The sequence below is a fragment of the Cobetia sp. QF-1 genome, from assembly GCF_002213105.1.
Lineage (GTDB): Bacteria > Pseudomonadota > Gammaproteobacteria > Pseudomonadales > Halomonadaceae > Cobetia > Cobetia crustatorum.
This window is the reverse complement of the sequence record NZ_NBVS01000011.1, coordinates 20,982-47,403: the sequence shown is the minus strand read 5'-3', so window position 1 is coordinate 47,403 and position 26,422 is coordinate 20,982. Positions and strand designations below refer to the sequence as shown.

The window sequence follows — 26,422 nt, the reverse complement described above, 5'->3', positions numbered from 1 at the left end:
CATGAGCACAACATCTCCCCAGTCACCTCATCATGTTCTTGAAACACTCGACCTGCGCGTCGATGGCCAGCGCCTATGGGAAGCGCTGATGACCTTGGCCAAGATCGGCGCTACCCCCAAGGGCGGCAACTGCCGTCTGGCACTGACCGAGGAAGATCGCGCCGGTCGTGAGCTGGTCACCGGCTGGTTGGAGGCCGCGGGCCTGACACTGCGCGTCGATCAGATCGGCAATATTTTCGCGCGCCGTGCAGGCCGTAACAATGCCCTGCCGCCCATCGCCACCGGCAGTCACATCGACACCCAGCCGACCGGCGGCAAGTTCGACGGCTGTTACGGCGTGCTGGCCGGTCTTGAAGTCATGCGCGTACTGCAAGAACGCGGCATCGAGACCGAAGCACCGCTGGAGGTGGTGATCTGGACCAACGAGGAAGGCAGCCGTTTCGTGCCGGTGATGATGGGCTCTGGTGTGCATGCAGGCTTGATCCCGCTTGAGAAGGCGCTGGCCGCCACCGACCGTGACGGCGACAGCGTTGCCGCCTCGCTGGAACGCACCGGCTATGCCGGTGATGTGCCCGTGGGCAGCCATGAGTTTGGGGCCTATTTTGAAGCGCATATCGAGCAGGGCCCAGTGCTGGAGCAAGAAGCCATCACCATCGGCGCCGTCACCGGCTCCCTCGGCCTGCACTGGTTCGACGTGGTGGTCAGCGGTCAGGAAGCCCATGCCGGACCGACGCCGATGCCCTACCGTCGCGATGCGCTCAAGACCGCCTGCGCGCTGGTCAGCGATATCCTGACGCTGGCCGATGACTACCAGCCCAACGGCCGCGTGACCTGTGGTGAGTTCAATGTGCATCCCAACTCGCGCAACGTGATTCCGGGCCAGGTGCGTTTCAGCGTTGATCTGCGCCACCTCGAACCTCCAGTGCTCGCCGAGATGCACGCCAGACTCAAGGCGCTGTGCCTCAAGCATCACGCGGCCAATCAGAGCGACAAGCAGCGCGTCGAGGTTGAGCTGATCGAAGTGCAGCATATTCCGCCGACGCCCTTCGCGCCGGCGCTGATCGAGATGGTGCGCAGCGCCAGTCGACATCTCGGCTTGAGCTTCCGCGACATGGAAACCGGCGCGGGCCATGACGCCGTGCAGATCGCCGGTATCAATCCGGTCGCGATGATCTTCGTGCCCTGCGAGGACGGCATCAGCCATAACGAGAGCGAAAATGCCGAACCGGAGGATCTCGAAGACGGCGCCAACGTGCTGCTGCTGGCGATGCTGGAACGCGCCGGTGTCGTTGCCAACCCGCAGGAGGCTGCGCAATGAGCACCTCTTCTGATCAGGCGACTTCGGTTCAGGCCTCTGTCGCCCCGTTGACGCATGCTGATTGGCAAGCACGCGCGGCAGGGCTCGTCTTCGAGACCCGTCCCTTCATTGACGGGGCGTATGTCGAAAGCACCGGCTGCGACACCTTCCCGGCCTGGAATCCGGCAACCGGCGAGGTACTGGCCCACATCACCGCCTGCACCGAGCAGGACATCGACCGCGCCGTGATAGCGGCGCGGCGTGCCTTTGACTCCGGCATCTGGTCGCGTCAGTCACCCCAGGCACGCAAGGCAGTCTTGCAGCGTTTCTCGGCATTGATCAGCGAGCATGCCGAAGAGCTGGCATTGCTGCAGACACTGGAGATGGGCAAGCCGATCGGTGACAGCCTGGGCTTTGATCTGGCGGAGACCGCGCGCTCGGTGGCCTGGTATGCCGAGGCCATCGACAAGCACTATGACGAGATCGCACCGACGGGCGAGAACGTTCACGCCACCATCACCCGTGAAGCGCTGGGCGTGGTCGCGGCGGTGGTGCCGTGGAATTTCCCGCTGATGATCGCCTCTTGGAAGTTCGCCCCGGCGCTGGCGCTGGGCAACAGCGTGGTGCTCAAGCCGGCCGAATCCTCAAGCCTCAGTGCGCTGCGTCTGGCGGCACTGGCCACTGACGCCGGCATTCCGGCGGGCGTCTTCAATGTCACTCCAGGGCTGGGCGCAGTGGCAGGACAGGCACTCGGCCTGCACATGGAAGTCGATGCACTGGCCTTCACCGGCTCTACCGCCACCGGCAAGCGCTTCATGCGCTACGCCAGCGAGTCGAACCTCAAACGTGTGTGGCTTGAGTGCGGCGGCAAGTCGCCGCATATCGTGTTCGCCGATTGCCCGGACCTCGACATGGCGGCGCGCGCGGCCGCTGATGCCATCTTCATCAATCAGGGCGAAGTCTGTATCGCGGGCTCACGTCTGTATGTCGATGACGCCATCTATGACGACTTCATGCCGCGCTTGATCGCCTGTGCCCGCGCCATGCCGGCCGGTGATCCGCTCAACCCGGCCACGCGCATGGGCGCACTGGTCAGCGCTGATCATCATCAGAAGGTGCTGGGGTTCGTCGAGACAGCACTCGCGGAAGGCATGACACTGCATCAGGGAGGCGGTTCGCTGCCACCGAGCACAGCGTGCGCAGGCGGCTGGTATCTGGAACCGACCATCGTGGAAGGCGCCCATGACAGCACCGTGATGCGTGAAGAGATCTTCGGGCCAGTGCTGGGCGTGACGCGCTTCAATGGTGAGGATGAAGCGGTCGCGATGGCCAACGACTCAGTCTATGGCCTGGGGGCGGGGCTGTGGACGCGCGATCTGGCCCGCGCCCACCGTGTCTCGCGTCGATTGAAGGCGGGGCTGGTGTGGGTCAACTGTTATGCCGATGGCGATATCAGTGTGCCCTTCGGCGGCGTCAAGCAGTCTGGCTTCGGGCGTGACAAGTCACTGCACGCCCTCGACAAGTATTCAGACCTGAAGACCACCTGGATCAACCTCGACTACTAGGTATCCGCAGGCGGCAGTGTCAGGGAATCGATCATTCGCGGCGTATCGGACGATCGATTCTCTGGCGCTGCCGTCTTGGCATCTGGTTCTGGCGCACGCACGGGCTCAAGGCCACGATGCAGACGGTCTTCCAGCGGCACCTTGGCCAAGGCGTTATGCAGGAAATCAACGAAGGTGGATTCGGCCGCGCTGAAGCGCGCTTCGCGGTGCCACATCAGGTGCAAGTCGATATCCGCCACACCGCCATAGGGCGGCAGCGGCCACAGCTGACCCTGTTCGACTTCGCGCCTGACGATGTGTTCCGGCATGCAACCGATGCCCCAGCCGGCATGCACCATGCGCTGGATTTCCTGCAGGCTGCTGGACTGGCCGACCACTGGCCCCTGCAGGCCTTCCTTGGCGCGGAACATCGCCAGCGGCGACAACACACCATCCAGCTGCTCACTGCCAAACGAGATGTAGCGCTCACTGCGCAGCGCCTCGAGGGGCAGATTCTGGCGGCCAAACAGCGGATGGGTCTGGCCACAGAAGTAGTGATAACTCTGGCGTACCAACACCTGTGACATCAGCTGGTCCGGTGTCTGGCGGGCCAGACAGATTCCCAATGCCCCCTGGCGCTGCAACAGGCCCTGCTGAACCTCGTGACTGGACATGTCCTGTATCGAGAAGGTGACCTGGGGGAAACAGCGATGAAAGCGTGCAAAGACGCTATCAAGGAAACGGCATTCAATGCCAGTCACGAAAAGGAGCGAGACATGCCCGGAAATCTCCGTTTGACTATTGCCCACCTCCGACGCCAGACGTGCCACATTGGCGTAGATCTCCACCGCTTCGCGATAGACTACCTGCCCTGCCGATGTCACCCGAAAGCGGTGACTATCACGCTCGATCAATCGCTGCCCCAGTCTTTCTTCCAGCCGCTTGAGTGACAGGCTGACCGCGGGTTGAGACAGGTAAAGACGTGCGGCTGCACGACTGACACTCTCCTCTTGGACAATGACAATGAAGGTGCGCAGTAGATTCCAGTCCAGCGTGTCATGAATGGGCCGCATGTCACTTTTTCCTGTATGTCGTGAGAAAATCCGTACGACAGTCGAGTTTGCCTGTGCAATATGCTATGACAACTCACGCTGTTATGACGTTAAATACAATACCAAGAAAGCGGAAATAAAGACGATGTTCAATAGCCGAGAAACCTTCATCCTCTCGATCATGATCATAGCATGTGGCGTATTTATGATGGGGCTTTCGCTCTATTTCTTCCGCCGCATCAAGACCTATGACGACTACAATGTAGCCGGGCGATCCACCGGCACCTTCCCGCTGATCTGCACACTCATTGGCACCGCCGTCGGAGGGTCCACATTATTGGGATTCGTTTCCAAGGGCTATGCGTTCGGGCTTGGCCAGCTGTGGCTACCGGTCGGCATGACCGTTGCCGGTGTGGCGCTCTACTTCTTCATCGCCAGGATTCACTCTGAAGGTGAGCGCCTGAACATGGTGACACTGGCCGACTTTCTGGTCAGTCGCTTCGGTGAAGGCGTAAGAACCCCACCCTGATCAGTGTGCTGTGTGCCTACTCCGCCATCACCGGCATGCAATTCGTCGCAGTGGCCACGGTGCTCAAGCTAGTCTTCGGGCTGGCACTGCCGGTGGGCATCCTGCTGACCTGGGCACTGCTGACCGCCAAGACCTGGCTGGGGGGCCTGATGGCGGTGATCTGGTCAGACGCCATCCTCGGCACCCTGCAAACGCTGGGTATCTTCTTCCTGCTGGGCATGGTCTATTTTGCCAGCGGTAGCTGGGAGGTGATGTCGGCCGCGCCGCTGCCCACTGACAGCCCTGACTTCCTGAGCCTGACCGGCATTTCCGGCCACGAATTGACGGTCTACATGCTGACCATCGGTGCCTATCAGTTCGTGCGTCAGGACCTGTGGCAACGCTTCTGGGCCGCTCGCAGCCTCAGGGCGGCACGTACCGGCTACGCTGTGGCCATCGTCTTCACACTGCTGGTCGGTGCGGCGGTGGTCTTGATCGGCAGCTTCGCCAGGCTGGGGCTGGACATTGCGGTCACCAATCCGGATCTCTCCTTCTATGCCATCATCAAGGCGACCCTGCCATTGCCGTTGATGGTCAGCATGGTCGTGGTGCTGCTGGCGACCATCATCTCGTGTGCGGATTCGTTCTTCATCGCGGGTGCCTCGTCGATTGCCAATGACGTGATCAAGCCGCGCATGAAGGGCCGTGACGATGCCTTCATGCTACGCATGAGCCGTCACTCCGTGATCGCCATGTCATTGATTTCACTGGGACTTGCGCTCTATGCACCACGCCTGCTGGATATCTGGATCCTGGGCAGCGCCATGTTGGTATGCGGGGTACTGGTCCCCACGATAGTGGCGCTGTGTTGCCGTACGCCGAATCCGCGTGGCGGTCAGATCATGATGTGGGGCGGTCTCGCCACTGCCGTCATGTGGCAGATACTGGGGCATCCGTTCGGACTGCATCCGGTGATGATTGGCTTACCCGTTTCACTGGCACTGATGCCACTCGCCTTGCGTCAGGCACGATCACCGCTGACGACAACGTCCAACGCAGAGTGATAGTGCTTGCTGGCGTTGATGCAGAGGTTAGGCCAATAGAACTCAGCAGCTGAATTCATGAAATGAGTGCAGATAGCGACGCTGCATTTCAAGGTACTTTCGACACCCTTTCCTGCACCCTTCACTGGGGTTCTGGAAGGGGGGTCGTGCGTTTCTGATGGTCGCATTCTATATGCTATCGAATGGTAATTGATGTTCAATTCAGTCAGCGATAATCACATGACTTTCAGATCAATCTGTAATTACAACGTGTCAATCTTGAGCATAAATATAAGTTTATTAACTAACATAAATAATATAAATACCAAGTATTGAAATTTGAAAAGCCAAAAGGAAGATGATTCGTTGACCGTGGCCTGAGCGACTCATAGATTGAAGGCGTACCATCATGATGACAGAGAAGGCACCACCAGTGCTGACCAAGGATGCCACCTGTTCCTGGCCACTTGGTCAGTATTCACCACTGCCTCTAGCTTCCAGGTCTTACGATCTCGGGAACTCAAAAATAACGATAATGCGGATAATTCAATGAAAACACTCAAGCCCGCCCTACTGCTCCCGCTGTTTGCCCTGCTGCCCGCGACGTCTGCCATGGCGACCGAGCTGCGCATGCTCGCAAGCTACGATCAAACCAGCGCCTACTCGCGTGAAATTGCCCAGCGCTTCATCAAGGAAGTCGAAGCCAACGACACGGCAGACCTCTCCATCAAGCTGACCGGCCCCGATGTCGTGTCGCCGTTCGAGCAGCTGCAGCCAGTGGCCGCAGGTGTTTTCCAGTTGCTTTACACCCACGCCGCGTATCACACCAACACTACCGGTGTCGGCGCTGCGATGGATGCGATCAAGGTCAACCCTGAGCAGACGCGTGAATCCGGCCTTTGGGACCTGGTCGATGAGCACTACCAGACACTCGGCCTCAAGCTGATCTCGATTCCGCCGCTGGGCAGCAGTGGTTTCCAGTACGTACTCAAGAAGCCGATTGAAGGCTCACCGGGTCTGGATGGTCGCCGCCTGCGCGGCAGCCCGACCTATACCAACGTTACCAAGGGCATGGGTGGCACACCGGTGCTGATGTCGAGCGGCGATGTCTACTCCGCCATGGACCGCGGCGTGATCGACGGTGCCGCCTGGGGCCTGAACGGCGTCAAGGACATGGGCTGGCAGGAAGTGGCCGGTTACTTCTCCAAGCCGACCTTCGGTCAGACCTACAACTTCGTGCTGATGAACCTGAATGCCTTCAACAGCCTTTCGCCGGAACAGCAGCAAGTCTTGCTGGATCAAGGTCGTCAGCTTGAAACCGAGATCGCGCCGGTGATGGACAAGCTGGCCATCGATGAGTGGAAGTCACTGGAAGCGGCAGGCATGCAGCCGACCGAGTTCTCACCCGAAGATGCTTCACGTCTGGATGCGCTGGTCACCGACGGTATCTGGCAGCTGGGCATCGACAAGACACCAGAGACCGTGACGGCCATGCGCAAGCTGGCGATCGAGAAGAACCTGACCACCGTCAGCGAGTAAGGAATTCACCATGCTAACCCTGCTTGCACGTGTGCATGACGGCGTGACGCGAGCAGGCTTCCTTCTGGGCGGTGTCACACTCTGTGGCATCGTCCTGTGCTTCTGGCTGGAAGTCATCGCGCGCTACTTCTTCAACTCCCCTACGCTGTGGTCCGGCGCGATGGTGGCTTACCTGCTGTGCCTCTCGATCTCACTGGCGATGCCAGAACTGGCCCGCACCCACGGCCACATCGCCATCACGGTATTGCCGGAGCGGCTGTCTCCTGCCACCCGCGCCCGCTATGACCGTGCACTCGCGGTATTGACTGGCGGTGTCTGTGCCGTGGCCGGCTGGATCTGCGTGCAAGAAAGCCTGCGCCAGTTCACCTACCACACCACCACGGCGCTGGGGCTCGACATTCCGAAAGTCTGGATCTCGATGTTCATCGCCTATGCCTTGGTCAGCGCTGCACTGCACTTCCTGCGTCATGGCTTCGGCCGCCCGGCGGTGCCAGAAGCTGTTGAGCCGACGCCTGCCAAGTCCACACCTGCGACAGACCCCACAAAAGGACCCTGAGTCATGGAATGGTATTTCTCTCTGGGCCTCGCCATTGCCGTTCTGATGGGCCTGTTCGCCCTCGGCATTCCCGTCTTTGCCGCATTCCTGACCATCAACGTGCTCGGCACGCTGTGGTTGATGGGCACTGCCGGCTTCGGCATGTTCGCCAACAGCATCTACGACAGCATGACCTCGGAGACGCTGACCACCATCGCGCTGTTCGTGTTGATGGGCGAGCTACTGTTCCGTTCCGGTTCCATCGACGTCATCTTCGACTCCCTCGATACCCTGATGGGACGCATGAAGGGACGCCTCTATTTCTTCGTCGTCGCGCTCTCGACCCTGTTCGGTGCCCTGTCTGGCTCCGCGCTCGCGGTGACCGCCATGCTCAGTCGTTCGGCACTGCCGACCATGCAGCAGCGTGGCTATGATGACCGCCTCTCCATCGGTCTGATTCTGGGGGGCGCAAGTCTCGCTCCCATCATCCCACCCAGCCTGTTGGTCATCATCATCGGCTCGATGGTCGATGTCTCCATCGCCCGCCTGCTGATCGCCGGTATCTTGCCCGGCATTCTGCTCGCGGCCCTGTTCATCCTCTATGTGAAGGTGCGCATCACGCTGGACCCCAGCCGTGCCCCGGCCATCGATGAAAGCGGCGGTGGCAGTGCCCAGGAAAAGCGGCGCGCCCTGATCAACATGCTGCCGTTCAGCATCATCATCTTCGCCGTGCTCGGACTGATTCTGCTCGGTATCGCCACGCCCTCCGAGTCCGCCGCCACTGGCGTGCTGGGTGCATTGCTGGTTGCGGCCTACTACCGCAAGTTCTCGTTCAAGATGGCGGGCGAAGCGGTGATGTCATCGCTGAAGGTCAGCACCATGATCATCGTGATCCTGGCGTGCTCGAAGCTGTTCTCGCAGCTGTTGAGCTTCACCGGCGCGACCAGCGGGCTGGTCAACAGTGTCACCGGCATGGAGCTGGACCCGGTCTGGATGCTATTGATCCTGATGTTGATTCCGCTGATCGCCTGCATGTTCATCGATCAGATCGCCTTCATGATGGTGGTCATCCCCATCTATGCGCCGCTGGTCAAACTGTATGAGTTTGATCCGGTATGGTTCTGGACACTGTTCTTGATCAACATCTCGGTCGGCAGTCTCACGCCGCCCTTCGGCTACAACCTGTTCGCGGTCAAGGGAGCTGCACCGCAGATGCCGATGCAGACCATCTACGCCGCCGCCTGGCCAATCGTGATCTGCTTCCTGTTCGCGATGCTGATGCTTTATTGGGCACCGTGGCTGACCACCTTCCTGCCGAGCCTGATCTGACCGACCACGACGAGAGACTTCCATGTACCAACTCAATGACATGCCAGCGCAGGTCGCGCCCGAACTGCTGGCCCAGCTCATGCAATGCGAGACGGCCACCATCGGCCACTTTCACACCCACGGCTTCGTCGAACCGGCGATTGCCTCGATGCTGCCCCAGGTGCGCATTGCCGGCACCGCCGTCACCGTCTCACTGCCGCCGGAAGATGGCACCTTGCTCAATCACCTGATGCGGCTAGTGCGCCCCGGTGATGTGCTGATCGTGCATCGTCAGGGCGATCGCCATCGTGCCTGCTGGGGCGGCGTGATGACGGAAGTCGCCTCACGTCTGGGCGTGGCGGGCGTCGTGATCGACGGCATGGCGACCGATGCCGTGACCATTCGCGACAAGCAGTTCCCGGTGTGGAGTCGCGGTGTCGCCTCCCTCACCACCCGCTTCGCCGGCATTGGCGGCGCACTCAACGTGCCGGTCAGCATTGGCGGCGTGGTCGTCAATCCGGGCGATGCCATCCTCGCTGACGAGAGCGGTGTCATCGTCATGGCCCCCTCAGAAGTCTCCGCCATCGCCACCCACGCCATCGAGGTACAACAGGCAGAAGAGGTACTGCTGGCCAAGATCGCCGACGGCGCCTGCCTGCCGGACCTCACCGGCTCCAGCAAGCTGATCGAGGAAGTGAACGCGCGCGGTTGATCGGCTCAGATGTTTGCCTCGGCTGTTCGCTTCAACTGTTCATCCCAATCATGTGAGCCAGCAGGATGCTGGAAACAAAAAGACCACCAGAATCACTCTGGTGGTCTTTTCGGTTGTGGCTTATTGTCGTGGGCTATCACGGCGCTTGGCACGGCCGCACATCAACGCATCGAGCCACAGCATCGAGTCACACCTTTCTCAGAACAGCGTCTTGTCGCGTGCTGTTCTCACGATGTTTTCCCTGCAGTGCTCAGCGATGTCACGTTTTCCATTGTGGGTCTTGCGTCACTTGTACTCTGACAGGATGTCATGCATGTCGCTTTCGGTTACCTGTCGCGCCTCTCTGGCGCGATACGATTCAATGGCGCGGCGTACCGTCGCCGCACTGATGCTCGGTGGGGCTGGCGTATTGCTGTCTGCCACATCGCCCGCGAACGCCGCCCATTTCCAGCATACTCAGATAGTGCTCAATAACCTGGGGGGTAGTTACGGCTTCATCGTGGCGCAGGACATCACGCTTTCGCGGATAGCGGAGCAACATCCAGAACTTCAGGATGAGGTACGTGCCGCCGCGACCGATTTCGACAATGCCTTCCCGAATATCACCCAGCGGCTGACGCGGGCGGTAGAGTCCCTCATCGGGCGCGAGGCGACGGCCAACGCGATGCAGCGCATCGAGACGCGAGTCCACAAGAAATTGGCCGCCATGCTGGCACCAACCGTATTGACGACCGACTTCTCACAGCGCTTCCTCGAGATCCTTCATCGCCGCGCTGAAGGTGATGACATCCCTTCGCCCTACCGCGAATATCTGCTGGCGACCACCTACCAGGATGAGCCGGTCTATGAGCTATACGACGGCTACTATCAGCAATTCAGCACCAAGGGGCATGCCAAATCGAGAGGAGTAGACCTCACATTGCGCCTGCCTGCCTCCTGGGGTGCCAAAGAAAGTCGACAGCCACATATCGTGCAGAAATGGCGCAATCAGGTTGGCACCGGCATGCAACTGATCGTGCTGGAGGTCTATGACCTGGATGGCGCCACCATCAATGCCCAACAGCTAAAGGTGATGCAAGCCAACCAACAGCTCAGCCGATGGGCGCCGCAAGGCAGCGAGATGCTCGACTCTGGCGTCACGACCATCAATCATCGTCCGGGCTACTGGTTTGATATCTCGATGGCACAACAGCATAAAAACAAGCGCACCCTCTCGCATACCCGTCAGTACGGCATCTTCATCAACGACAAGATGGTACGGCTCAGCTGCAGTGCCTATCAGGCGCTGCCGGAGGGCATGTCAGCGGTGAAATCGCCTCGCGATCGGGATTCCAACAGCGAATTCGAGTCACTCAAGACACTGTGTAGTGGAGTGATAAAAGGCTCGGCGGTGATGCAGACATACGAGACCAGCGTCAGCCGTTAAAGAGGATGCTATCTCGTTGCTCCCCCCTGCACTTCTCCCATGAATCCGCCTGATCACCGATATCTCCCTCGCATCATCGTCACGACCCATCACCGGTGGGCCTGCTGATTCGATATCGCCATGACACAGCGACACCAGGGCACACCCATCACCTCGCAGACCCGCGAATACGGCCTCTTCCTCGATGACAAGTTGATCCGCCTGCACTACACCAGCTACCACCCCGCCGCCGACGGCACCGCCTACGCCAAAGCCAAAACAGACCTCACCGTCGAGGAAGGCTTCAGCGAGATCAAGCCGTTATGTGAAGGGGTGATGGGGAGTTTGGTGGTGATGGAGGGAGATTGAGTAAACGTGCTAGATATTTATAACAAATAGAGTGGCGATAGACGACTTACATACATATTGTTCGCATATATTATATTCAGTCTAGGAAAATAGATATCAAAATATCACAATACACCTATTATCAATACAAATCATTATTATCACTAGACCACAACTAAACCCAATCTTCAAATTATAATCACACTAGAGAAAATATAGCCTAGTAATTTTAATTCACTTAACTGTATGAAACCTCAACTTCGATAAAAGTCGATCATTGCTTGGCACATAACTTTATGCCAATGATTTGGAAACATCGCTGCTGTAATAGCTGGCTTAAGAGCCATATCTATTACATCATCGATTGTGTCTCCCCTCGCTAAAGCCACTCTAATTACCTCTTGCAAATACACTAAATTTTGAGCCGCTTTATTGCCATACTTAGTATTCAAATTAAAATCTTCAAAATGCTTTATCGCTCTAACTTTATTAATATCATTCCATTCTCGGGGTGTTTTTACATAGAAGTTAAACCAACCGAGCCCTGTATCATCACATTCGAAATCAGCAAATATCCACTGATCATCAAAGAAGACATCATTATCAATATAAGGCTGTATTAATTGCTCGCCCGCTTTTGTAGCATAACTAGAAGCCTTTCCATCCATATTACAATCACGACACGAAGGAACTAGGTTAGAGGGTAATATTGAAAACTGTGGAAAATGAGATTTAGGTAGGAAATGATCTAAATTTCTAGGTGTCCCTATCCCTCCACAAAAAGGGCATTTTTCTTCAGCTGAATTTAAGATTGCATCATACAATCTACGCGCTGGCTTTTCTTCAAGGACAAAATATCTCTCATATAACTTTACTAGCTCCGGCTTACTCAACTCACAAACAACAGCATCATTTATGTCAGCTTGGTGCAAAAGTGGTTCAATACTATATAGCGAGCCTGAAACCGACATTGCTGCATACTGTTCACCCATTGTTAATAAATCATTTTTACTTGCTAATAACTTGCTTCGCAAGGCTATATTACCATTAATCCCTATACCGCAAGCATCTATTACACCCTCATAATCGAGGTTATTATTTAAGCGCATCATGCGCCATCCCCCCTATCATGATTAGATATGAGACCTTTAAGTATTGCCCGTCCCTCTAGTCCCAATTGGTGCTTAAAGTCATGCAAAATTTCATTGTAGGTTTTATTTTTATCTACCTCCCGTTTTAATATTTCATGAAATCCCGAACTAGTAGCCTCAAGACCAAAGACTTCTCTAGTTAGTATACCAACGTTCTCTGCGAACGTTTCTAAATCTGGCCTTTTTACTCTAACATCAGATCCAATTCGATAAATCTTAGATACACACGATCTCGGTATTTCTTGCAAAACAACAGGCGAATGGGTAGCTATTATTGCTACGCCATTACGATCGTATAGCAAATCTGAAAGAGCTCGAATGAATGAAGACAACAACGGAGGGTGAAGGTGTGCTTCTGGCTCATCTACTAGTATTAATGTTTTTTCTTCTACGGTTGCAACCAAATGAGTAATAGTTAAAAATGTTATAGCATGCCCAGAACTCATAGAGTTTAGTATGGGTGACACTTCATTATAATACTTTAAGATAAATTTGGCATCATCCGGGCATTCACTAATATCCATATCAGAGGAACGAAAAGATTCCAATACATCTCTAAATTTTTCTTCAAGCGACTCAAGCCTCAAGCCATTAAAAATCTCATCATATCTCAATTTATTGATAGCGTGTAACCAACGACTTGTCTTCTTTTTCTCTCTAAAACATTCAATCAATGAACGAGTACAACTCTCAAAAAGACATTCGACACGACTATTCGCGCCTCTATCATTGGGATCTTTTAAACCTATATAAAAATAACGCGCCCCTTTAGAGGAATCCTCTTGATTTTCGGTAATTGCAAATGGATCAAACGCGCTAAATGAAACTGATACAATACTACTAAAATAATCTCTAGAAATTTCTTCATCACAAAAAAAATCCACCTCATAGAATCTAGACTCAGTTTGATCAGGCGCAACTATACTATTTATCATTGAATTTAATACTGTAGTTTTTCCAACTCCATTTCGTCCGATCAATGCGTGTATATTCGTAGCTGGCAAAGAGTTAGCAATAACATCAAACTCAAGCTCTAGCCCTCCAAAGTCATCTTTAACTGGCCGTATAAACTTAAAATTATAGTTGGTAACTTCAGCAAGACCATTTAATACTCTACGAAACTGACCTTTGACTAAAGATATACTAACGTTTCTTAATAGTGAGACTCCAAACACTTCTTCATCTCTCACTCTATCAAGTATAAGTGGATCATAAACCACATCACGCAATCCAACTAAAATCTCATTAGAACAATATACCTCTAAGGTTGACAGTTTTTTATAAAAATCAACACTTTCACCCAAGGAGAAAAAATTGCTATCTAACTGCTCAAATTTTTTCGGTATTACTGAGTAAGTACTTATTTCTTCAACTTGGCCTTCAAAACCTATCTTGACCCTACCTAGATTATGATACTCACCTGCTAGGTCAACCAATACAGCATCAAACATAGTTATAAATGAATAATCATTCCAATTATCTTTTATTAAATAAACCCCAGATTCTGGTGGCAGATTCCACGGACCATCAATAATGTTGAATAACATTGCAACCTCATATCGCCCGATATATTATGGTTTATTCTGCAAATAGATATTGTGCTTTTTTAAAATTCTTACTATGGAAGGCTGACTAATACCTGCCCTTTTGGCTATCGCATAGGTACTGGGCAGCTCAGCAGCCATCTCGCGTAACCATTGCGCTTCAATACGTGCCAAGCCTTCCTTGAGAGTTTCATTGGGGCCGAGTTTGGGTATTGGCATGGCTACCGCCCCCTCAGCGGTAGGCTCTGAGAGGGAGTTGTCACTATGTAAGGTATCGGCAGTGATAAAACTATCATTAACGCCTATTCCATTAGATTTTTCATTACTGAAGCCAAATGAATTGCCTAGTCCATTAGCGTTATTCGTGGAACAAGTGTTGAGCAGCGATTGTACTGAGTCGTTGTCGATGACATCACTGGGGGCGCTGAGCCAGGCGCGTTCCAGCCAGTTTTCGAGTTCGCGGATATTGCCGAGCCAGTCCTGGCGCATGAGGACAGGCCAGAGCGAGGCGTCGAGAAGCTTGTCACGCCCGTGGCGGGTATTGAGACGTGCGAGGTGTTGTTCGACCAGCGAGGGAATATCTTCGCGACGTTCACGAAGCGGCGGCAGGCTGACGGGTAGCACATTGATGCGGTAGTAGAGGTCCAGCCGGAACTGGCCCTGCTCGACGCGGGCGGCGAGGTCTTGATTGGTGGCGACGACCAGCCGGAAGTCGGCGCGGCGAGTGGTGGTGTCACCCAGCCGTGTGATTACGCCATCCTGAATCACCTTGAGCAGCTTGGTCTGCGTGGCCAGCGGTAGCTCGCCGATTTCATCCAGAAACAACGTGCCGCCTTCGGCCTGCTCCATCAGGCCCGCCTTGCCACGATTGCCTGCGCCAGTGAAGGCACCGGGTTGATAGCCGAACATCTCCGACTCGAACAGGCTTTCCGGAATCGCCCCACAGTTGACCTCGATGAACGGCCCCTTGGCGCGATCGCTCCAGCGATGCAGTTGATGCGCAAACGCCGTCTTGCCGACACCAGACTCGCCCAGCATCAACACGGTGGCACTGGTAGACGCGACACGCTTGAGCAGCAACGCTATCTCGCGCATCACCGGACTGCAGACTTTCAGCTCGCCCATGTCGGTCAGCAGGTCCTGTTCTTTCTGCTCCTCTCTCTGCTCTGCCCTCTGTCCCTCATCGTCGTACTGACTCACATCACCGGAACGCCCCGATATCGCTGACACCCGCGACAGCTCACCGCCACGCGTATTGCGCCGCAGGTGATCACTGAAGCGCTGCTGGAGCACGGCATATTCCTGCTGCAACAGCTGAATGTCGGTGAGGTCCATCGAGCGGCTGACCACGCACTCAAGCCGCCCCTCGACAAATACCGGATGCGCCTGCGCGACAACCCGCCGCCCTGTGGCCGTCAGCTGCATCATCTGTACCGTGCGTCCCGTGCGCAGCACTTCAAGACTGATGGAAGGCTTGAGCACGCCACTGGCTTCCAGCTCATGCACGTTGGCCGCGCATAGCGCTTCACGCGTCATGCCATACACCGCCGCGGCACCGGGGCTGACATCCAGCACCTGGCCGTCCGCGCTCACCACGAAGTAGTGGTCATGGGCGGTGTCGATGATGGTCTTGAGGGTCTGACGGTCGAGCTCTGACATCGCAGCCACCTGGAGAGTGATCCATTTATGAATCGATGATACATAAATGGATCACTGTAGGCATTCCTGATGATCCATAAATGAATCGATTTATAAAAAATAGATAAAAAACAGACGACTAAAAGTTGGCACACTTACTGCAATACTAGAATATGCGCCGCAGTATTCACTCGGGCCTACAACGACAATACACCGCTCGTCCTCTTCATCCGACGAGCGATACAGGACTACCGGAGAGTTTCATGAGCGAATTCAATCAGCCGTTGGGCGGCAACGACATGCCACGTTTCGGCGGCCCGGCCACCATGATGCGTCTGCCAACTCAAGAGACGGCCAAGGATCTTGATGTGGCCTTCATCGGTATTCCGCTGGATATCGGCACCTCCAACCGTCCCGGCGCCCGTTTTGGCCCGCGCCAGATTCGCGATGAATCCCGCATGCTGCGCCCTTACAACATGGCCACCCGCGCCGCGCCCTTCGATAGCCTGCAGGTGGCGGACATCGGCGATGTGCCGATCAACACCTTCCACCTGCCCAAGAGCATGGACATCATCGAGAAATTCTACGATGAAGTACTCAGCCATGATTGCGTGCCGCTGACGCTGGGCGGTGACCACACCGTCACTCTGCCGGTGCTGCGGGCCATCGCCAAGAAGCACGGGCCGGTCGGCCTGATCCACATCGATGCCCACGCCGATGTGAATGACCACATGTTCGGCGAGCCCATCGCCCACGGCACGCCGATTCGCCGCGCCCAGGAAGAAGGCCTGCTCGACAGCACGCGTGTGGTGCAGATCGGCCTGCGCGGCACTGGCTACTCCGCCGATGATTTCGACTGGTGTCGTCAGCAGGGCTTCCGTGTCGAGACCGCCGAGATGTGCTGGTTCAAGTCACTCGCGCCGCTGATGGCCGAAGTGCGCGACATGATGGGCGATCGCCCCGTCTACATCACCTTCGACATCGATGGCCTCGACCCCTCCGTGGCACCGGGTACCGGCACCGTGGAAGCCGGCGGCCTGACCATGCCGCAGGGCATGGAAATCGTGCGCGGTGCGCGTGGCCTCAATATCGTCGGCGGTGATTTGATGGAAGTCTCTCCGCCCTACGATACCAGCGGCAATACGGCACTGATGGGCGCGACCCTGCTTTACGAAATGCTGTGTGTGCTGCCGGGCGTAGTGCAGCGCGACTGAGTCGTACTCGACTGGCAAGAGCTTCGTGCTGCCCGCTTGATCGTCCCGTCAGGCGAGAAGCGCACAGTCTCAAGACCTGCCAATGCATTGCCCTGCGACAGTCTCATGAAAGTATTCATTAAAAACAAAGCGTTAACGAAGCCTGACCATTATAAAAAGACCAAGGTGACTTACCATGTCCTCAAGCATTGATCCGACGGCGGCTACCACGCCGTCCTCTGTTGATCAGCCTCCGCGCTCCGATCAGCCGAAAACGACACAGAAAACGACACAGAAAACGACACAGAAAACGACACAGAAAACAATAATCGCCACGGCCCCCGCCCCGTTGAGCAAGCGCGGCCTGATCAAGTTCCTGGTACCATCAATTATCGGCGTCTCCTTCTTCCTGGTGCCGTTCAGCGTCGGCGACACCATCAATATCGGCATGGGCCTGATGGCTGACTGGCTCAAGGCGTCGCTCGGCGACTCTCTGCCCGCCATCGCCGTCGTCGTGCTGTGCCTCTCCGTGCTGTTGACAGCCTTCGTCAAGGTTGCCAAGCCGAGTTGGGCCAGACAGGGCGCTGCCCACGAGCTATTTGATGTGTCTGCCGTCTGGTTCGGCATGCGGGCACTCGGCGCAATGTTCGCGCTGATGACCTACTTCCAGTGGGGGCCGACCGCCGTCACGGCGGCCTTCACCGGCGGCGTGATGCTCAATGACCTCGCGCCGGTGCTGCTGACCTTCTTCTTCTTCGCGGCGATTCTACTGCCGCTGCTGGTCGATTTCGGCTTCATGGAATTCATCGGCAGTCTGGTATGTCGCCCGTTTCGCGCCATCTTCAATCTGCCCGGCCGTAGCGCCATCGATGCCACCGCATCATGGATGGGGTCTGGCACCGTCGGCGTATTGATCACTACCCAGCAGTATGAGCAGGGCTTCTACAACCAGCGCGAAGCCGCGGTGATCGCGACCAACTTCTCAGTAGTCTCGATTGCCTTTGCCCTGCTGATCACCAGCTTCATGAACATCAATCACCTGTTCGTGCCCTTCTACCTGACCGTCATCGTGGCGGGCTTGATTGCCGCGGTCATCGTACCGCGCCTGCCGCCGCTGTCACGCAAGAGCAATAGCTATCATGAGCCGGTCGGTTGCCAGATCTCTGAAAAGAATCAGACTGACGGCAGTGAACTGCGCTTCGCCCTCAGCATGGCCGTGGCTCGCGCCGAATTTGCACCGGGCCCACTGAAACTGGCGAAGACAGCCGGTATCAATGTGGCCGATATCTTCCTGGGGCTGTTGCCGGTCGTGATCGCCATCGGTACCGTCGCGCTGATGCTGGCCGAGTTCACCCCCGTGTTCACCTGGCTGTCCTATCCGATGATTCCGCTGCTGGAACTGCTGCAGATTCCCCACGCAGCCGAGGCGGCACCTGCTACGCTGGTCGGCTTTGCTGACATGTTCCTGCCGGCGGTGCTGGCCAAGGATATCGACAGCGAACTGACGCGCTTCGTGATCGCCTGCCTGTCACTGACCCAGTTGATCTACATGTCCGAGATCGGCGCGCTACTGCTCAAGTCAAAGATTCCGCTCAAGCTGTGGGAACTGGTCGCCATCTTCCTGCTGCGTACGCTGATCACTCTGCCGATCATCGCCTTCATCGCGCACATGTTCGTGTTCTGAGTCACGCGGGCACTCGACTTGTTTCTCATCTCATACGGGAGCACCACGGTGCTCCCGTCATTGGAATAACCTGCCATGACCTGTGCTGAATTGTTGATTCGACTACTACGTGATACCTACGGCGTGGATACCGTGTTCGGCATCCCTGGCGTGCATACCATCGAGCTCTATCGTGGTTTGGAAGAGAAGCGTGGCCTAACAGACGATGCCACTGACAAGACCATCCGCCACGTCACGCCGCGCCACGAACAGGGCGCTGGCTTCATGGCCGATGGTTACGCACGCGCCACCGGCAAGCCGGGCGTGTGCTTCATCATCACCGGCCCGGGCATGACCAACATCACCACCGCGATGGGCCAGGCACTGGCCGATTCCATCCCGATGCTGGTGATTTCCAGCGTCAATCGTAGCGATACGCTGGGTCGCGGTCAGGGCCGTCTGCATGAGCTACCCAGCCAGCAGCAGCTGATCGCGGGCGTTGCTCGTTTCAGCCATACCCTGCTTGATCCATCGGCGCTGCCAGAAGTGCTGGCCCGTGCCTTTGCACTGTTTGAGGGTGCACGTCCCGGCCCGGTGCACATCGAGATTCCCATCGACCTGTTTCCCGCGGAAGTCGAGCCGCCACATGGCCGCGCATCGCATGAGTGGACTCGCCCGCGCATTGGCCGCACCGCACCCGACCCCGTGCTGATCGATGCCGCGGTCGAGCTGCTCAACGGCGCCAAGCGCCCACTGGTGTTGCTCGGCGGTGGCTGTGTCGCAGCTCCAGACGCTGCGCGTCAACTGGTGGAGATACTGGATGCCCCGACCGTCGTCACGGTAAATGCCAAGGGCTTGCTGGGCGCTGCTCATCCATTGGATCTCGGTGCCAATGCCTCACTGCCAGCGGTGCGCGAACTGGCACGTGATGCCGATGTGGTACTGGCGATCGGCACCGAGCTGGGCGAGACAGACTATGACGTCGTCTTCGATGACGGCTTCGTGATTGGTGGCAAGCTGATTCGCATCGATATCGATCCTGAGCAGCTGGGCCGCAACCAGCACGCCACCTTGGCGATGGTCGCCGATGCAGGACTGGCGCTGGAGATATTGGCCAAGCGCTGCAGTGAAGCAAGCAAACACACGCCCAATGGCTCAAGCGATGGCTCAACCAGGGGCGCGCAGATCACCGCTACCGCACTGGAAGCGCTCGCACTACCGACAGACCCGGCCTTCGCACCCTACGTGCCGCTGTTCGACACCTTGCAGCAATCACTGCCAGAGGCCATCTGGGTCGGTGATTCCTGCGCGACCGTCTACGCTGCCAATCATCTGGTCAGCCAGCCGGCGCCGCGGCGCTACTTCAACTCCGCGACCGGTTACGGCACCCTTGGCTATGGCCTGCCTGCCGCAATGGGCGCGACGCTCGGGCGTCCTGACCTGCCGGTGATCGCGTTGGTCGGCGATGGCGGCATCATGTTCACGTTGAGTGAGCTTGCCTGCGCGGTGGAAGAGCAGCTGCCCGTCGTCATCGTGCTGTGGCACAACCAGGGTTATGAAGAGATTCGCCGCTTCATGGACAACGCCGGCGTCACCCGTCTGGGCGTCGACATCCAGGCACCCGACTTCCAGCTGATCGCCCAAGGCTTCGGCTGTGCCGCCGTGCGTGTCGACTCGCCGGACAGCCTGACCCGTGCACTGACCGAACGAAATGCCAAGGCACCGCTGCTGGTAGAAATAGATGCGGCCGCGTGGTGCCATCACGTACGCTAGATCATCAGCCTGTCACCTCATTGGCACTTTCATCCGCTTCATGGCGTCACCGTCTCAAGGAATTCACATGCAACAGCTCGATCAGCAGACTCTCGGCAATCAGTGTCTCCATCAATTCATCAACAACCAGTGGGTCAAGAGCCACGGTGAGCGCCATCTGGCCGTGACCAACCCGTATGAGGAGAGCGTGATTGCCGAGGTGACTGCCGGTGATCCCCGTGATGTCGATGCTGCCGTCGAGGCCGCCGCCATTGCCTTCGAGGGCTGGCAGACATTGAGTGGCGCCGAGCGCGCCGTGTATCTGGAGGCCTTCGCGGAGGGCCTGACGACCCGTCGTGAGGCGCTGGTCGAACTATCGGTGCGCAATAACGGCAAGATTCGCGCCGAAGCCGAAATCGATCTCGACGATGCCATCGGTTGCTATCGCTATTACGCCGAGCAGGCACGTGCACTGGATGCCCGTCAGGGCGTCGCGGTGGAGCATGATGTCGAGGGCTACGCCGGACATTGCTACCAGGAACCCGCCGGTGTCGTCGGGCTGATCACGCCGTGGAACTTCCCGCTGGTCACCAGTGCCTGGAAGGTCGCTCCCGCGCTTGCGGCGGGCTGCACGCTAGTCATCAAGCCGTCTGAGGTAACCCCGCTGCCGGAGCAAGTAATGGCCGAGATTGCGCTGGAAGCCAAGCTGCCCGCCGGCGTATTCAACCTGCTGCACGGTGATGGCGAAGGCATCGGTGGCCCGCTGACGCGTCATCCGCGTATCGACAAGATTTCCTTCACTGGCAGCAATGTGGTCGGCGAGAAGGTAATGCAAGCCGCTGCCTGCGGCATTCGCGGAGTATCACTGGAGCTGGGCGGCAAGTCGCCCATCATCGTGTTGGAAGATGCCAACATTGAGGAAGCCGCTGACTGGGTCATGGCAGGTATCTACTTCAATGCTGGGCAGATCTGTTCTGCCACCTCGCGCCTGCTGGTGCATGAAGCCGTCGCCGATGATCTGCACGCCGCGCTTGCCAAGCGCATCGATGCGCTGGTGCTGGGCGATCCAATGGATGCCGCGACCCAGATGGGCCCGATGACCAGCGCACGCCAGCGTGACACCGTGCTGAATTATCTGGACGTGGCACGCGAAGAAGGCCTGACCGTGCTGCGCGATGGTACGCATCGTACCTTGCCGGCACAGGGCTACTTCGTGGCGCCGACACTCTTCACCGAGGTACCGCTGGAGAGCCGTCTGTGGCGTGAAGAGATCTTCGGGCCGGTGCTGTGTTCGCACACCGTGGCTAATGAAGCCGAGGCGATCCGCCTGGCCAATGACAGTGACTATGGCCTGGTCGGTACTGTCATCAGTGGCGATGCCAAACGTGCTCGTGCCGTGTGCCGCCGTCTGCGTACCGGTGTAACGTGGTACAACAGCGAGCAGATTCCACTGGTTCAGGCCAGCTGGGGTGGCTTCAAGCGCAGTGGTATCGGCCGCGAGCTTGGCCCGTGGGGACTGGCAGGCTATCTGGAAGTGAAGCACATCATCGGCCCAGTACTCGACTGAACCGGGCTACATTGAGCTGCACTGCACTGGAATGAACAGGACTGGAGTGAACAGGACTGATCAGTCTCTGAGCATCGCCCGCTGACTGGGCGGCATGGTTAGCGCTCGCAACAGAACTCACAAGACAGAACGTGGCTAATAGAACGTAGCTAACAGAACGTAAAGAAAAACGCCCCGACTCTGCCACTGGCAGGCTCGGGGCGTTTTGGTCTATCGCGGGTCATTCAATCAAGTCATCTCGCTCACTATCCGTTCAGCGCCGCTGTCTGGCTGACGCCATCCCGCGCGCAGGCCTGTCCGCAATGGCTGCCATGAATGCTGAGCGCCTGCCAGGCATCGAAGGTGCTGAGATAGATCTCGCCGCCAAGATTCTCTGGCAGATCAGAGCACTTGAGGCGGTCCATCACCGGCCCTTTCACTTCACTAAGATGCAGCTTCACTCCTGCCGCTGTCATGCGCTCGTTGATGACTTCGAGGCTTTCCAGTGCCGAGGCATCAATCAGATTGACGGCCTGACAGGCCAGCACCAGATGGCGCAGCGAGGGACGGTCGGCCGTCAACGCCAGCACGGTGTCTTCCAGGTAGCGCGCATTGGCGAAATAGAGACTCTCATCGATACGCAGAATCGCCAATTCAGGATCAGTCTCCACCGCGTGACGCTCGACATTGCGAAAGTGCTCGGTTCCCGACACACGCCCGACCAAGGCACTGTGGGGCTGACTGGTACGCTTGAGATACAGGACCAGTGAAATCACCACTCCCGCCAGGATGCCACTCTCGACGCCATGCACCAGTGTCACGATCAGCGTGATCGCCAGTGCTGCGCCATCCCCCCGTGAATAGCGGAAGGTACGTTTGATGGCCGCGATATCGATCAGACTGGTGGTCGCCACGATGATGATGGCCGCCAGTGTGGCGCGCGGCAGCCATGCCAACCAATCGGTGAGCAGCAGACTCGCCAGCAGGATGCCGAGCGCCGTGAAGGCACCCGCCAGCGGTGTCGCGGCACCGGCATCGAAGTTGACTACCGAACGCGACAGCCCGCCGGACACCGGCATGCCACCGCTGATACCGGCGCCCATGTTGGAAAGCCCCAGCGCGATCAACTCCTTGTCGGGATCAATGCGCTGACGACGACGCGCGGCCAGTGTCTGTGCCAGTGCCAACGACTCGACGAACCCCACCACGCTGATCAACAGCGCCGACATCAGCAGGCCAGACCAGTCGTGGCTGACGAATGACGGCAGGCTGATCACCGGCAAACCGGCCGGAACAGCACCGACCAGGGCCATGCTGTGCTCTGCGTTCTGATCTCCCAGGTTCAATCCCCACGCCAGCAGGCTGGAGGCGATCACCGCGATGATCGGGGTCGTCTTGCAGCACATGCCTGCCGTTGTTTCGCTCAGCCCCAGCGCCATCACTCCATTCTTGAGATGACGGCGCGCCAGAATGAGTCCCGCCCAACATCCCAGCCCGATGGTCAGTGTCGGCAGATGAATGCCTATCCCTGTTGGCAGCGCCAGCAGCGACTGGCCCATCTCGATCAGATTGCCGCCTTTGAGACTCAGTCCGCTCAAGGGCCCTAGCTGACTGGCGATGATCAGAATGCCAGACGCTGTCATGAAACCTGAGATCACCGGATGGCTGATGAAATTGACCAGCGCCCCGAGGCGCAACAGCCCCATCGTCACCAGCAGCGCGCCTGACACCAGCGCCAGTAGCAGCGCGGCACCCAGCATCTCAGGAGTGCTCAACGCTGCACCATCAACCCCCGTCATACCCGCGATGGCCGAGGCTGTCATCAATGAGATAATCGCCACCGGCCCCACCGCCAGCGTGCTACTGGTGCCGAATAGCGCATACAGCACCAACGGCAACATGCTGGCATACAGGCCCACCTGGGCGGGCAGTCCCGCCAACAGCGCATACGCCAGTGCCTGCGGCACCAGCATGACGCTGACGATCACTGCGGCCAGCAGGTCGCGCCCGAAACTCTGGCGATCATAATGTTCCAACCAACCCGCCAGAGGTAGCCAGCGGGCGAGTGTACGGCTATCCGCTCCGCGAGCCTGCTCAGACATCACGTGACGCCGGACGCGCCAGCCACTCGTGTCCCTTGAGCATCATGTTCCAGTAGATGAACGGCAGCCCGCGTGACTTGAGCTGCCAGGCAAGCCGTGTCGGGCGCGTGCCGTCATTGATCCACTTAGGGAACGTGGGTTGAAGTTCGCCGCCGTAACCGAACTCCGCCAGCACGATGCGGCCATTCTCGACCGTCAACGGGCAAGAACCATAACCGCGATAACCGGCCACAAGTGCACCACCGGCCAGGGTCGCAAGCAGATTCTCAGCCACCACAGGTGCCTGCTTGCGCACTGCAGCGGCCGTCTTGGCGTTGGCGGTGCCACTGACATCACCCAGCCCGAAGATATCGGCATGCGTCACGTGTTGCAGGGTCTCCGGCTCGAGATCCAACCAGCCACCGGCATTGGCCAGGCTTGATTCGGCAATCAATGCGGGAGCCTTCTGGGGCGGCACTACGTGCAGCATGTCGAAGGATTGCTCGACGATCTGCGGCTCTCCTCCCTCTTCGGTCGCCGGCACCTCAAAGCGAGCCGTCTGCGTTTCGCCATCAACGGAGATCAGGCGCTGGTTGAACTGCACGTCAATGCCATAGCCCTTGACGGCCTCTTCCAGCGCCGGCACATAGGCCGGTACACCGAACATCACGCCGCCCGCATTGTGGAAGGTGACGTTCAGCTGACCGAGCACTCCTTCACGCTGCCAGTGATCACAGGAAAGATACATCGCCTTCTGAGGAGCACCGGCACACTTGATCGGCATTGGCGGCTGGGTGAATAGCGCCTTGCCGCCCTTGAGAGTCTGCACCAGCTCCCAGGTATAAGGGGCGAGATCGTAACGGTAGTTGGAGGTCACGCCATTCTTGCCCAAGGTGTCTTCCAGACCCTCGATGGCGGCCCAATCAAGCTCAAGGCCAATGGCAACGACCAGCCGGGTATAGCTGAGCTTGCGGCCATCGCCGAGCATGACTTCATGCGCTTCGGCATCAATCGCCATCACCGATTCGCGATACCAATGCACGCCCTTGGGCATTACCGCCTGCATCGGCTTGCGCGTGTATTCCGGCGTGAAGATACCGCCACCAACCATCGTCCAGCCTGGCTGATAGCTGTGCTGCTCAGCGGGTTCGACGATGGCGATATCCATGTCCGATTGGCGCTTGAGCAGGCTGGCCGCGACGGCAATACCGCCAGCACCGCCGCCCAGAATCACTACCTTGTGAGCATTGGGCGGAATCGTGACTGACGCCGTAGCATGTGAAGGCTGTGCGGACGCTGACTCGGTGACTGGGTTGTTCATCCGTGACTCCTGAAAAAGAAAAGGAACATGTGTCGGTAAGAAGTTTACGTCATTCACTTACATCATTCGCTGAGACCCACGCTGTCGCCACGCAGAAGCGCTGCCTGAACCACGAATGCCGACTGCCATCTGCACCACTCAAAAGTGATTGAGGGGAATCTTGAGATAGACCTGCCCATTGGCTTCCACCGGCGGCATCTGCCCGGCGCGCATGTTGACCTGAACCGCTGGCAACATCAGGCGCGGCATACCCAAGCCTGCATCACGCGTGGAGCGCATGCTGACGAAGGCCTCCTCATCAATGCCTTCATGGACATGTACGTTGTGCTGACGCTGCTCGCCCACGGTGGTTTCACAGCAGAAACCTTCACGCCCGTCTGCCGAATAATCGTGGCAGAGGAATAATCGCGTGTCTGCGGGTAGCGCCAATACCTTGTGAATCGAACGATACAGCGTGCGTGCATCGCCACCGGGAAAATCACAGCGCGCGGTGCCGTAATCCGGCATGAATAGAGTATCACCCACGAATACCGCATCCCCGATCACATAGCTGACACAGGCGGGCGTATGACCCGGCGTATGCAATATTCGGCATTCAAGCGCACCAATCGCCAAGCTATCACCCTCTTCCAGCAGTCGATCAAACTGGCGACCATCGCGGGCAAAACCGGACTCGGCGGCGAAGATATCAGCAAAGATGTCCTGCACTTCACGAATACGTGCGCCGATCGCCAACTGACAACCCAGCGTGTCTTTCAAATAGGCGGCCGCCGAGAGGTGGTCCGCGTGCACATGCGTCTCGAGAATCCACTCCACTTCCAGTGACTGCGCCGCGATATGGGCCAGCAGAGCATCAGCAGAATCGGTCTTCGTCTTGCCGGCGGGATAATCGAAATCCAGTACCGGGTCGATGATCGCGCAGCGGCGCGACTGCGGGTCACACACCAGATGAGTGAAGGTGTTGCTGTCCTTGTCAAAGAAGCTGGTGACATCAGGATGTAGGGTAGAGGGCGCCATAGGTGCATACCTCGTAGGTCAGATCGTGTCGGAAAACTGACTTCAGGTTACGCCTCAATCGCACGAGATGCAAAATAATGAATAACGTTATTCCTATATGGAATAAATGAATATGTGTACTGATAACTAATTGATATTATTTGCTTAACCCAATATGAACAGCACTGTAACGGCGGCAGATACCGTCGCCTTCATACAAGGTCTAGCAGATACACATGAAAGAGA

Annotated in this window: 21 protein-coding genes; 14 read left to right on the top strand and 7 right to left on the bottom strand. The window is 57.3% G+C overall.

Going from position 1 to position 26,422, the window contains the following annotated elements; all coding sequences use genetic code 11:
- The first annotated feature begins 1 nt into the window (after position 1).
- Complete coding sequence (locus tag CFN46_RS15680; protein ID WP_088744105.1) at positions 2-1,318, top strand: Zn-dependent hydrolase; 1,317 nt, start codon at positions 2-4, stop codon at positions 1,316-1,318.
- Positions 1,315-2,862 carry an aldehyde dehydrogenase gene (locus CFN46_RS15675; protein WP_088744104.1) on the top strand — a complete coding sequence of 516 codons (1,548 nt, stop codon included), beginning with the start codon at positions 1,315-1,317 and terminating at the stop codon, positions 2,860-2,862. The genes CFN46_RS15680 and CFN46_RS15675 overlap by 4 nt, the downstream gene beginning before the upstream one ends.
- Here the strand turns inward: CFN46_RS15675 and CFN46_RS15670 are convergent.
- Positions 2,859-3,914 carry a LysR family transcriptional regulator gene (locus CFN46_RS15670; protein ID WP_088744103.1) on the bottom strand — a complete coding sequence of 352 codons (1,056 nt, stop codon included), beginning with the start codon at positions 3,912-3,914 and terminating at the stop codon, positions 2,859-2,861. The genes CFN46_RS15675 and CFN46_RS15670 overlap by 4 nt on opposite strands.
- Positions 3,915-4,038: 124 nt before the next feature.
- On the opposite strand from CFN46_RS15670, the gene CFN46_RS15665 reads away from it, so the two are divergent.
- From CFN46_RS15665 to CFN46_RS15630, 8 genes are all read left to right on the top strand, one after another.
- The gene (locus CFN46_RS15665) at positions 4,039-4,422 is read left to right on the top strand and encodes a hypothetical protein (RefSeq protein WP_176426506.1); all 384 of its coding nucleotides are present in this window, start codon (positions 4,039-4,041) and stop codon (positions 4,420-4,422) included.
- Positions 4,423-4,427: 5 nt separating this feature from the next.
- Positions 4,428-5,465, top strand: coding sequence for a sodium:solute symporter (locus tag CFN46_RS15660; protein WP_088744101.1), 1,038 nt, complete (start codon positions 4,428-4,430; stop codon positions 5,463-5,465).
- Between the two features lie 528 nt (positions 5,466-5,993).
- On the top strand, positions 5,994-6,983 hold the full coding sequence (gene dctP, locus CFN46_RS15655) for a TRAP transporter substrate-binding protein DctP (RefSeq protein WP_088744100.1): 990 nt from the start codon (positions 5,994-5,996) through the stop codon (positions 6,981-6,983).
- A 10-nt stretch (positions 6,984-6,993) separates the two neighbouring features.
- Positions 6,994-7,539 carry a TRAP transporter small permease gene (locus tag CFN46_RS15650; protein ID WP_088744099.1) on the top strand — a complete coding sequence of 182 codons (546 nt, stop codon included), beginning with the start codon at positions 6,994-6,996 and terminating at the stop codon, positions 7,537-7,539.
- A 3-nt stretch (positions 7,540-7,542) separates the two neighbouring features.
- Complete coding sequence (locus CFN46_RS15645; protein WP_088744098.1) at positions 7,543-8,847, top strand: TRAP transporter large permease subunit; 1,305 nt, start codon at positions 7,543-7,545, stop codon at positions 8,845-8,847.
- Positions 8,848-8,869: 22 nt separating this feature from the next.
- Entirely contained in the window at positions 8,870-9,538 is a 669-nt protein-coding gene (locus CFN46_RS15640) for an RraA family protein (protein ID WP_176426505.1), read from the top strand.
- A 313-nt stretch (positions 9,539-9,851) separates the two neighbouring features.
- Positions 9,852-10,964, top strand: coding sequence for a hypothetical protein (locus CFN46_RS15635; protein WP_088744097.1), 1,113 nt, complete (start codon positions 9,852-9,854; stop codon positions 10,962-10,964).
- A gap of 120 nt (positions 10,965-11,084) precedes the next feature.
- Positions 11,085-11,312, top strand: coding sequence for a hypothetical protein (locus CFN46_RS15630; RefSeq protein WP_088744096.1), 228 nt, complete (start codon positions 11,085-11,087; stop codon positions 11,310-11,312).
- A gap of 233 nt (positions 11,313-11,545) precedes the next feature.
- On the opposite strand, the gene CFN46_RS15625 is transcribed toward CFN46_RS15630, so the two are convergent.
- From CFN46_RS15625 to CFN46_RS15615, 3 genes are read right to left on the bottom strand one after another with little or no spacing between them, the layout of a single operon-like run.
- Positions 11,546-12,403: an HNH endonuclease gene (locus CFN46_RS15625; RefSeq protein WP_088744095.1), complete on the bottom strand. Its 858-nt coding sequence runs from the start codon at positions 12,401-12,403 to the stop codon at positions 11,546-11,548.
- Positions 12,400-13,989, bottom strand: a complete 1,590-nt coding sequence (locus CFN46_RS15620) for an ATP-dependent endonuclease (protein ID WP_088744094.1) — start codon at positions 13,987-13,989, stop codon at positions 12,400-12,402. Before CFN46_RS15620 ends, CFN46_RS15625 begins: the two co-directional genes overlap by 4 nt.
- A gap of 24 nt (positions 13,990-14,013) precedes the next feature.
- Positions 14,014-15,645, bottom strand: coding sequence for a sigma-54-dependent Fis family transcriptional regulator (locus CFN46_RS15615; RefSeq protein WP_088744093.1), 1,632 nt, complete (start codon positions 15,643-15,645; stop codon positions 14,014-14,016).
- Positions 15,646-15,887: 242 nt separating this feature from the next.
- Between CFN46_RS15615 and speB the strand changes: the two genes are divergently transcribed.
- The 4 genes from speB (at position 15,888) to CFN46_RS15595 (ending at position 21,799) form a co-directional block, all read left to right on the top strand.
- Positions 15,888-16,838: an agmatinase gene (speB, locus tag CFN46_RS15610; protein ID WP_024953002.1), complete on the top strand. Its 951-nt coding sequence runs from the start codon at positions 15,888-15,890 to the stop codon at positions 16,836-16,838.
- 175 nt (positions 16,839-17,013) lie between these two features.
- On the top strand, positions 17,014-18,501 hold the full coding sequence (locus tag CFN46_RS15605; protein WP_141103675.1) for a YjiH family protein: 1,488 nt from the start codon (positions 17,014-17,016) through the stop codon (positions 18,499-18,501).
- A 75-nt stretch (positions 18,502-18,576) separates the two neighbouring features.
- Positions 18,577-20,253 carry a 5-guanidino-2-oxopentanoate decarboxylase gene (locus tag CFN46_RS15600; RefSeq protein ID WP_088744092.1) on the top strand — a complete coding sequence of 559 codons (1,677 nt, stop codon included), beginning with the start codon at positions 18,577-18,579 and terminating at the stop codon, positions 20,251-20,253.
- A gap of 67 nt (positions 20,254-20,320) precedes the next feature.
- Positions 20,321-21,799: an aldehyde dehydrogenase family protein gene (locus CFN46_RS15595; RefSeq protein ID WP_088744091.1), complete on the top strand. Its 1,479-nt coding sequence runs from the start codon at positions 20,321-20,323 to the stop codon at positions 21,797-21,799.
- Positions 21,800-22,044: 245 nt separating this feature from the next.
- On the opposite strand, the gene CFN46_RS15590 is transcribed toward CFN46_RS15595, so the two are convergent.
- From CFN46_RS15590 to CFN46_RS15580, 3 genes are all read right to left on the bottom strand, one after another.
- Positions 22,045-23,880, bottom strand: coding sequence for a SulP family inorganic anion transporter (locus CFN46_RS15590; protein WP_088744090.1), 1,836 nt, complete (start codon positions 23,878-23,880; stop codon positions 22,045-22,047).
- Positions 23,873-25,180, bottom strand: coding sequence for an FAD/NAD(P)-binding oxidoreductase (locus CFN46_RS15585; protein WP_088744089.1), 1,308 nt, complete (start codon positions 25,178-25,180; stop codon positions 23,873-23,875). Before CFN46_RS15585 ends, CFN46_RS15590 begins: the two co-directional genes overlap by 8 nt.
- Before the next feature lie 138 nt (positions 25,181-25,318).
- Positions 25,319-26,197 (bottom strand): MBL fold metallo-hydrolase, encoded by an 879-nt coding sequence (locus CFN46_RS15580; protein ID WP_088744088.1) that lies wholly within the window; start codon positions 26,195-26,197, stop codon positions 25,319-25,321.
- Positions 26,198-26,422 lie beyond the last annotated feature (225 nt).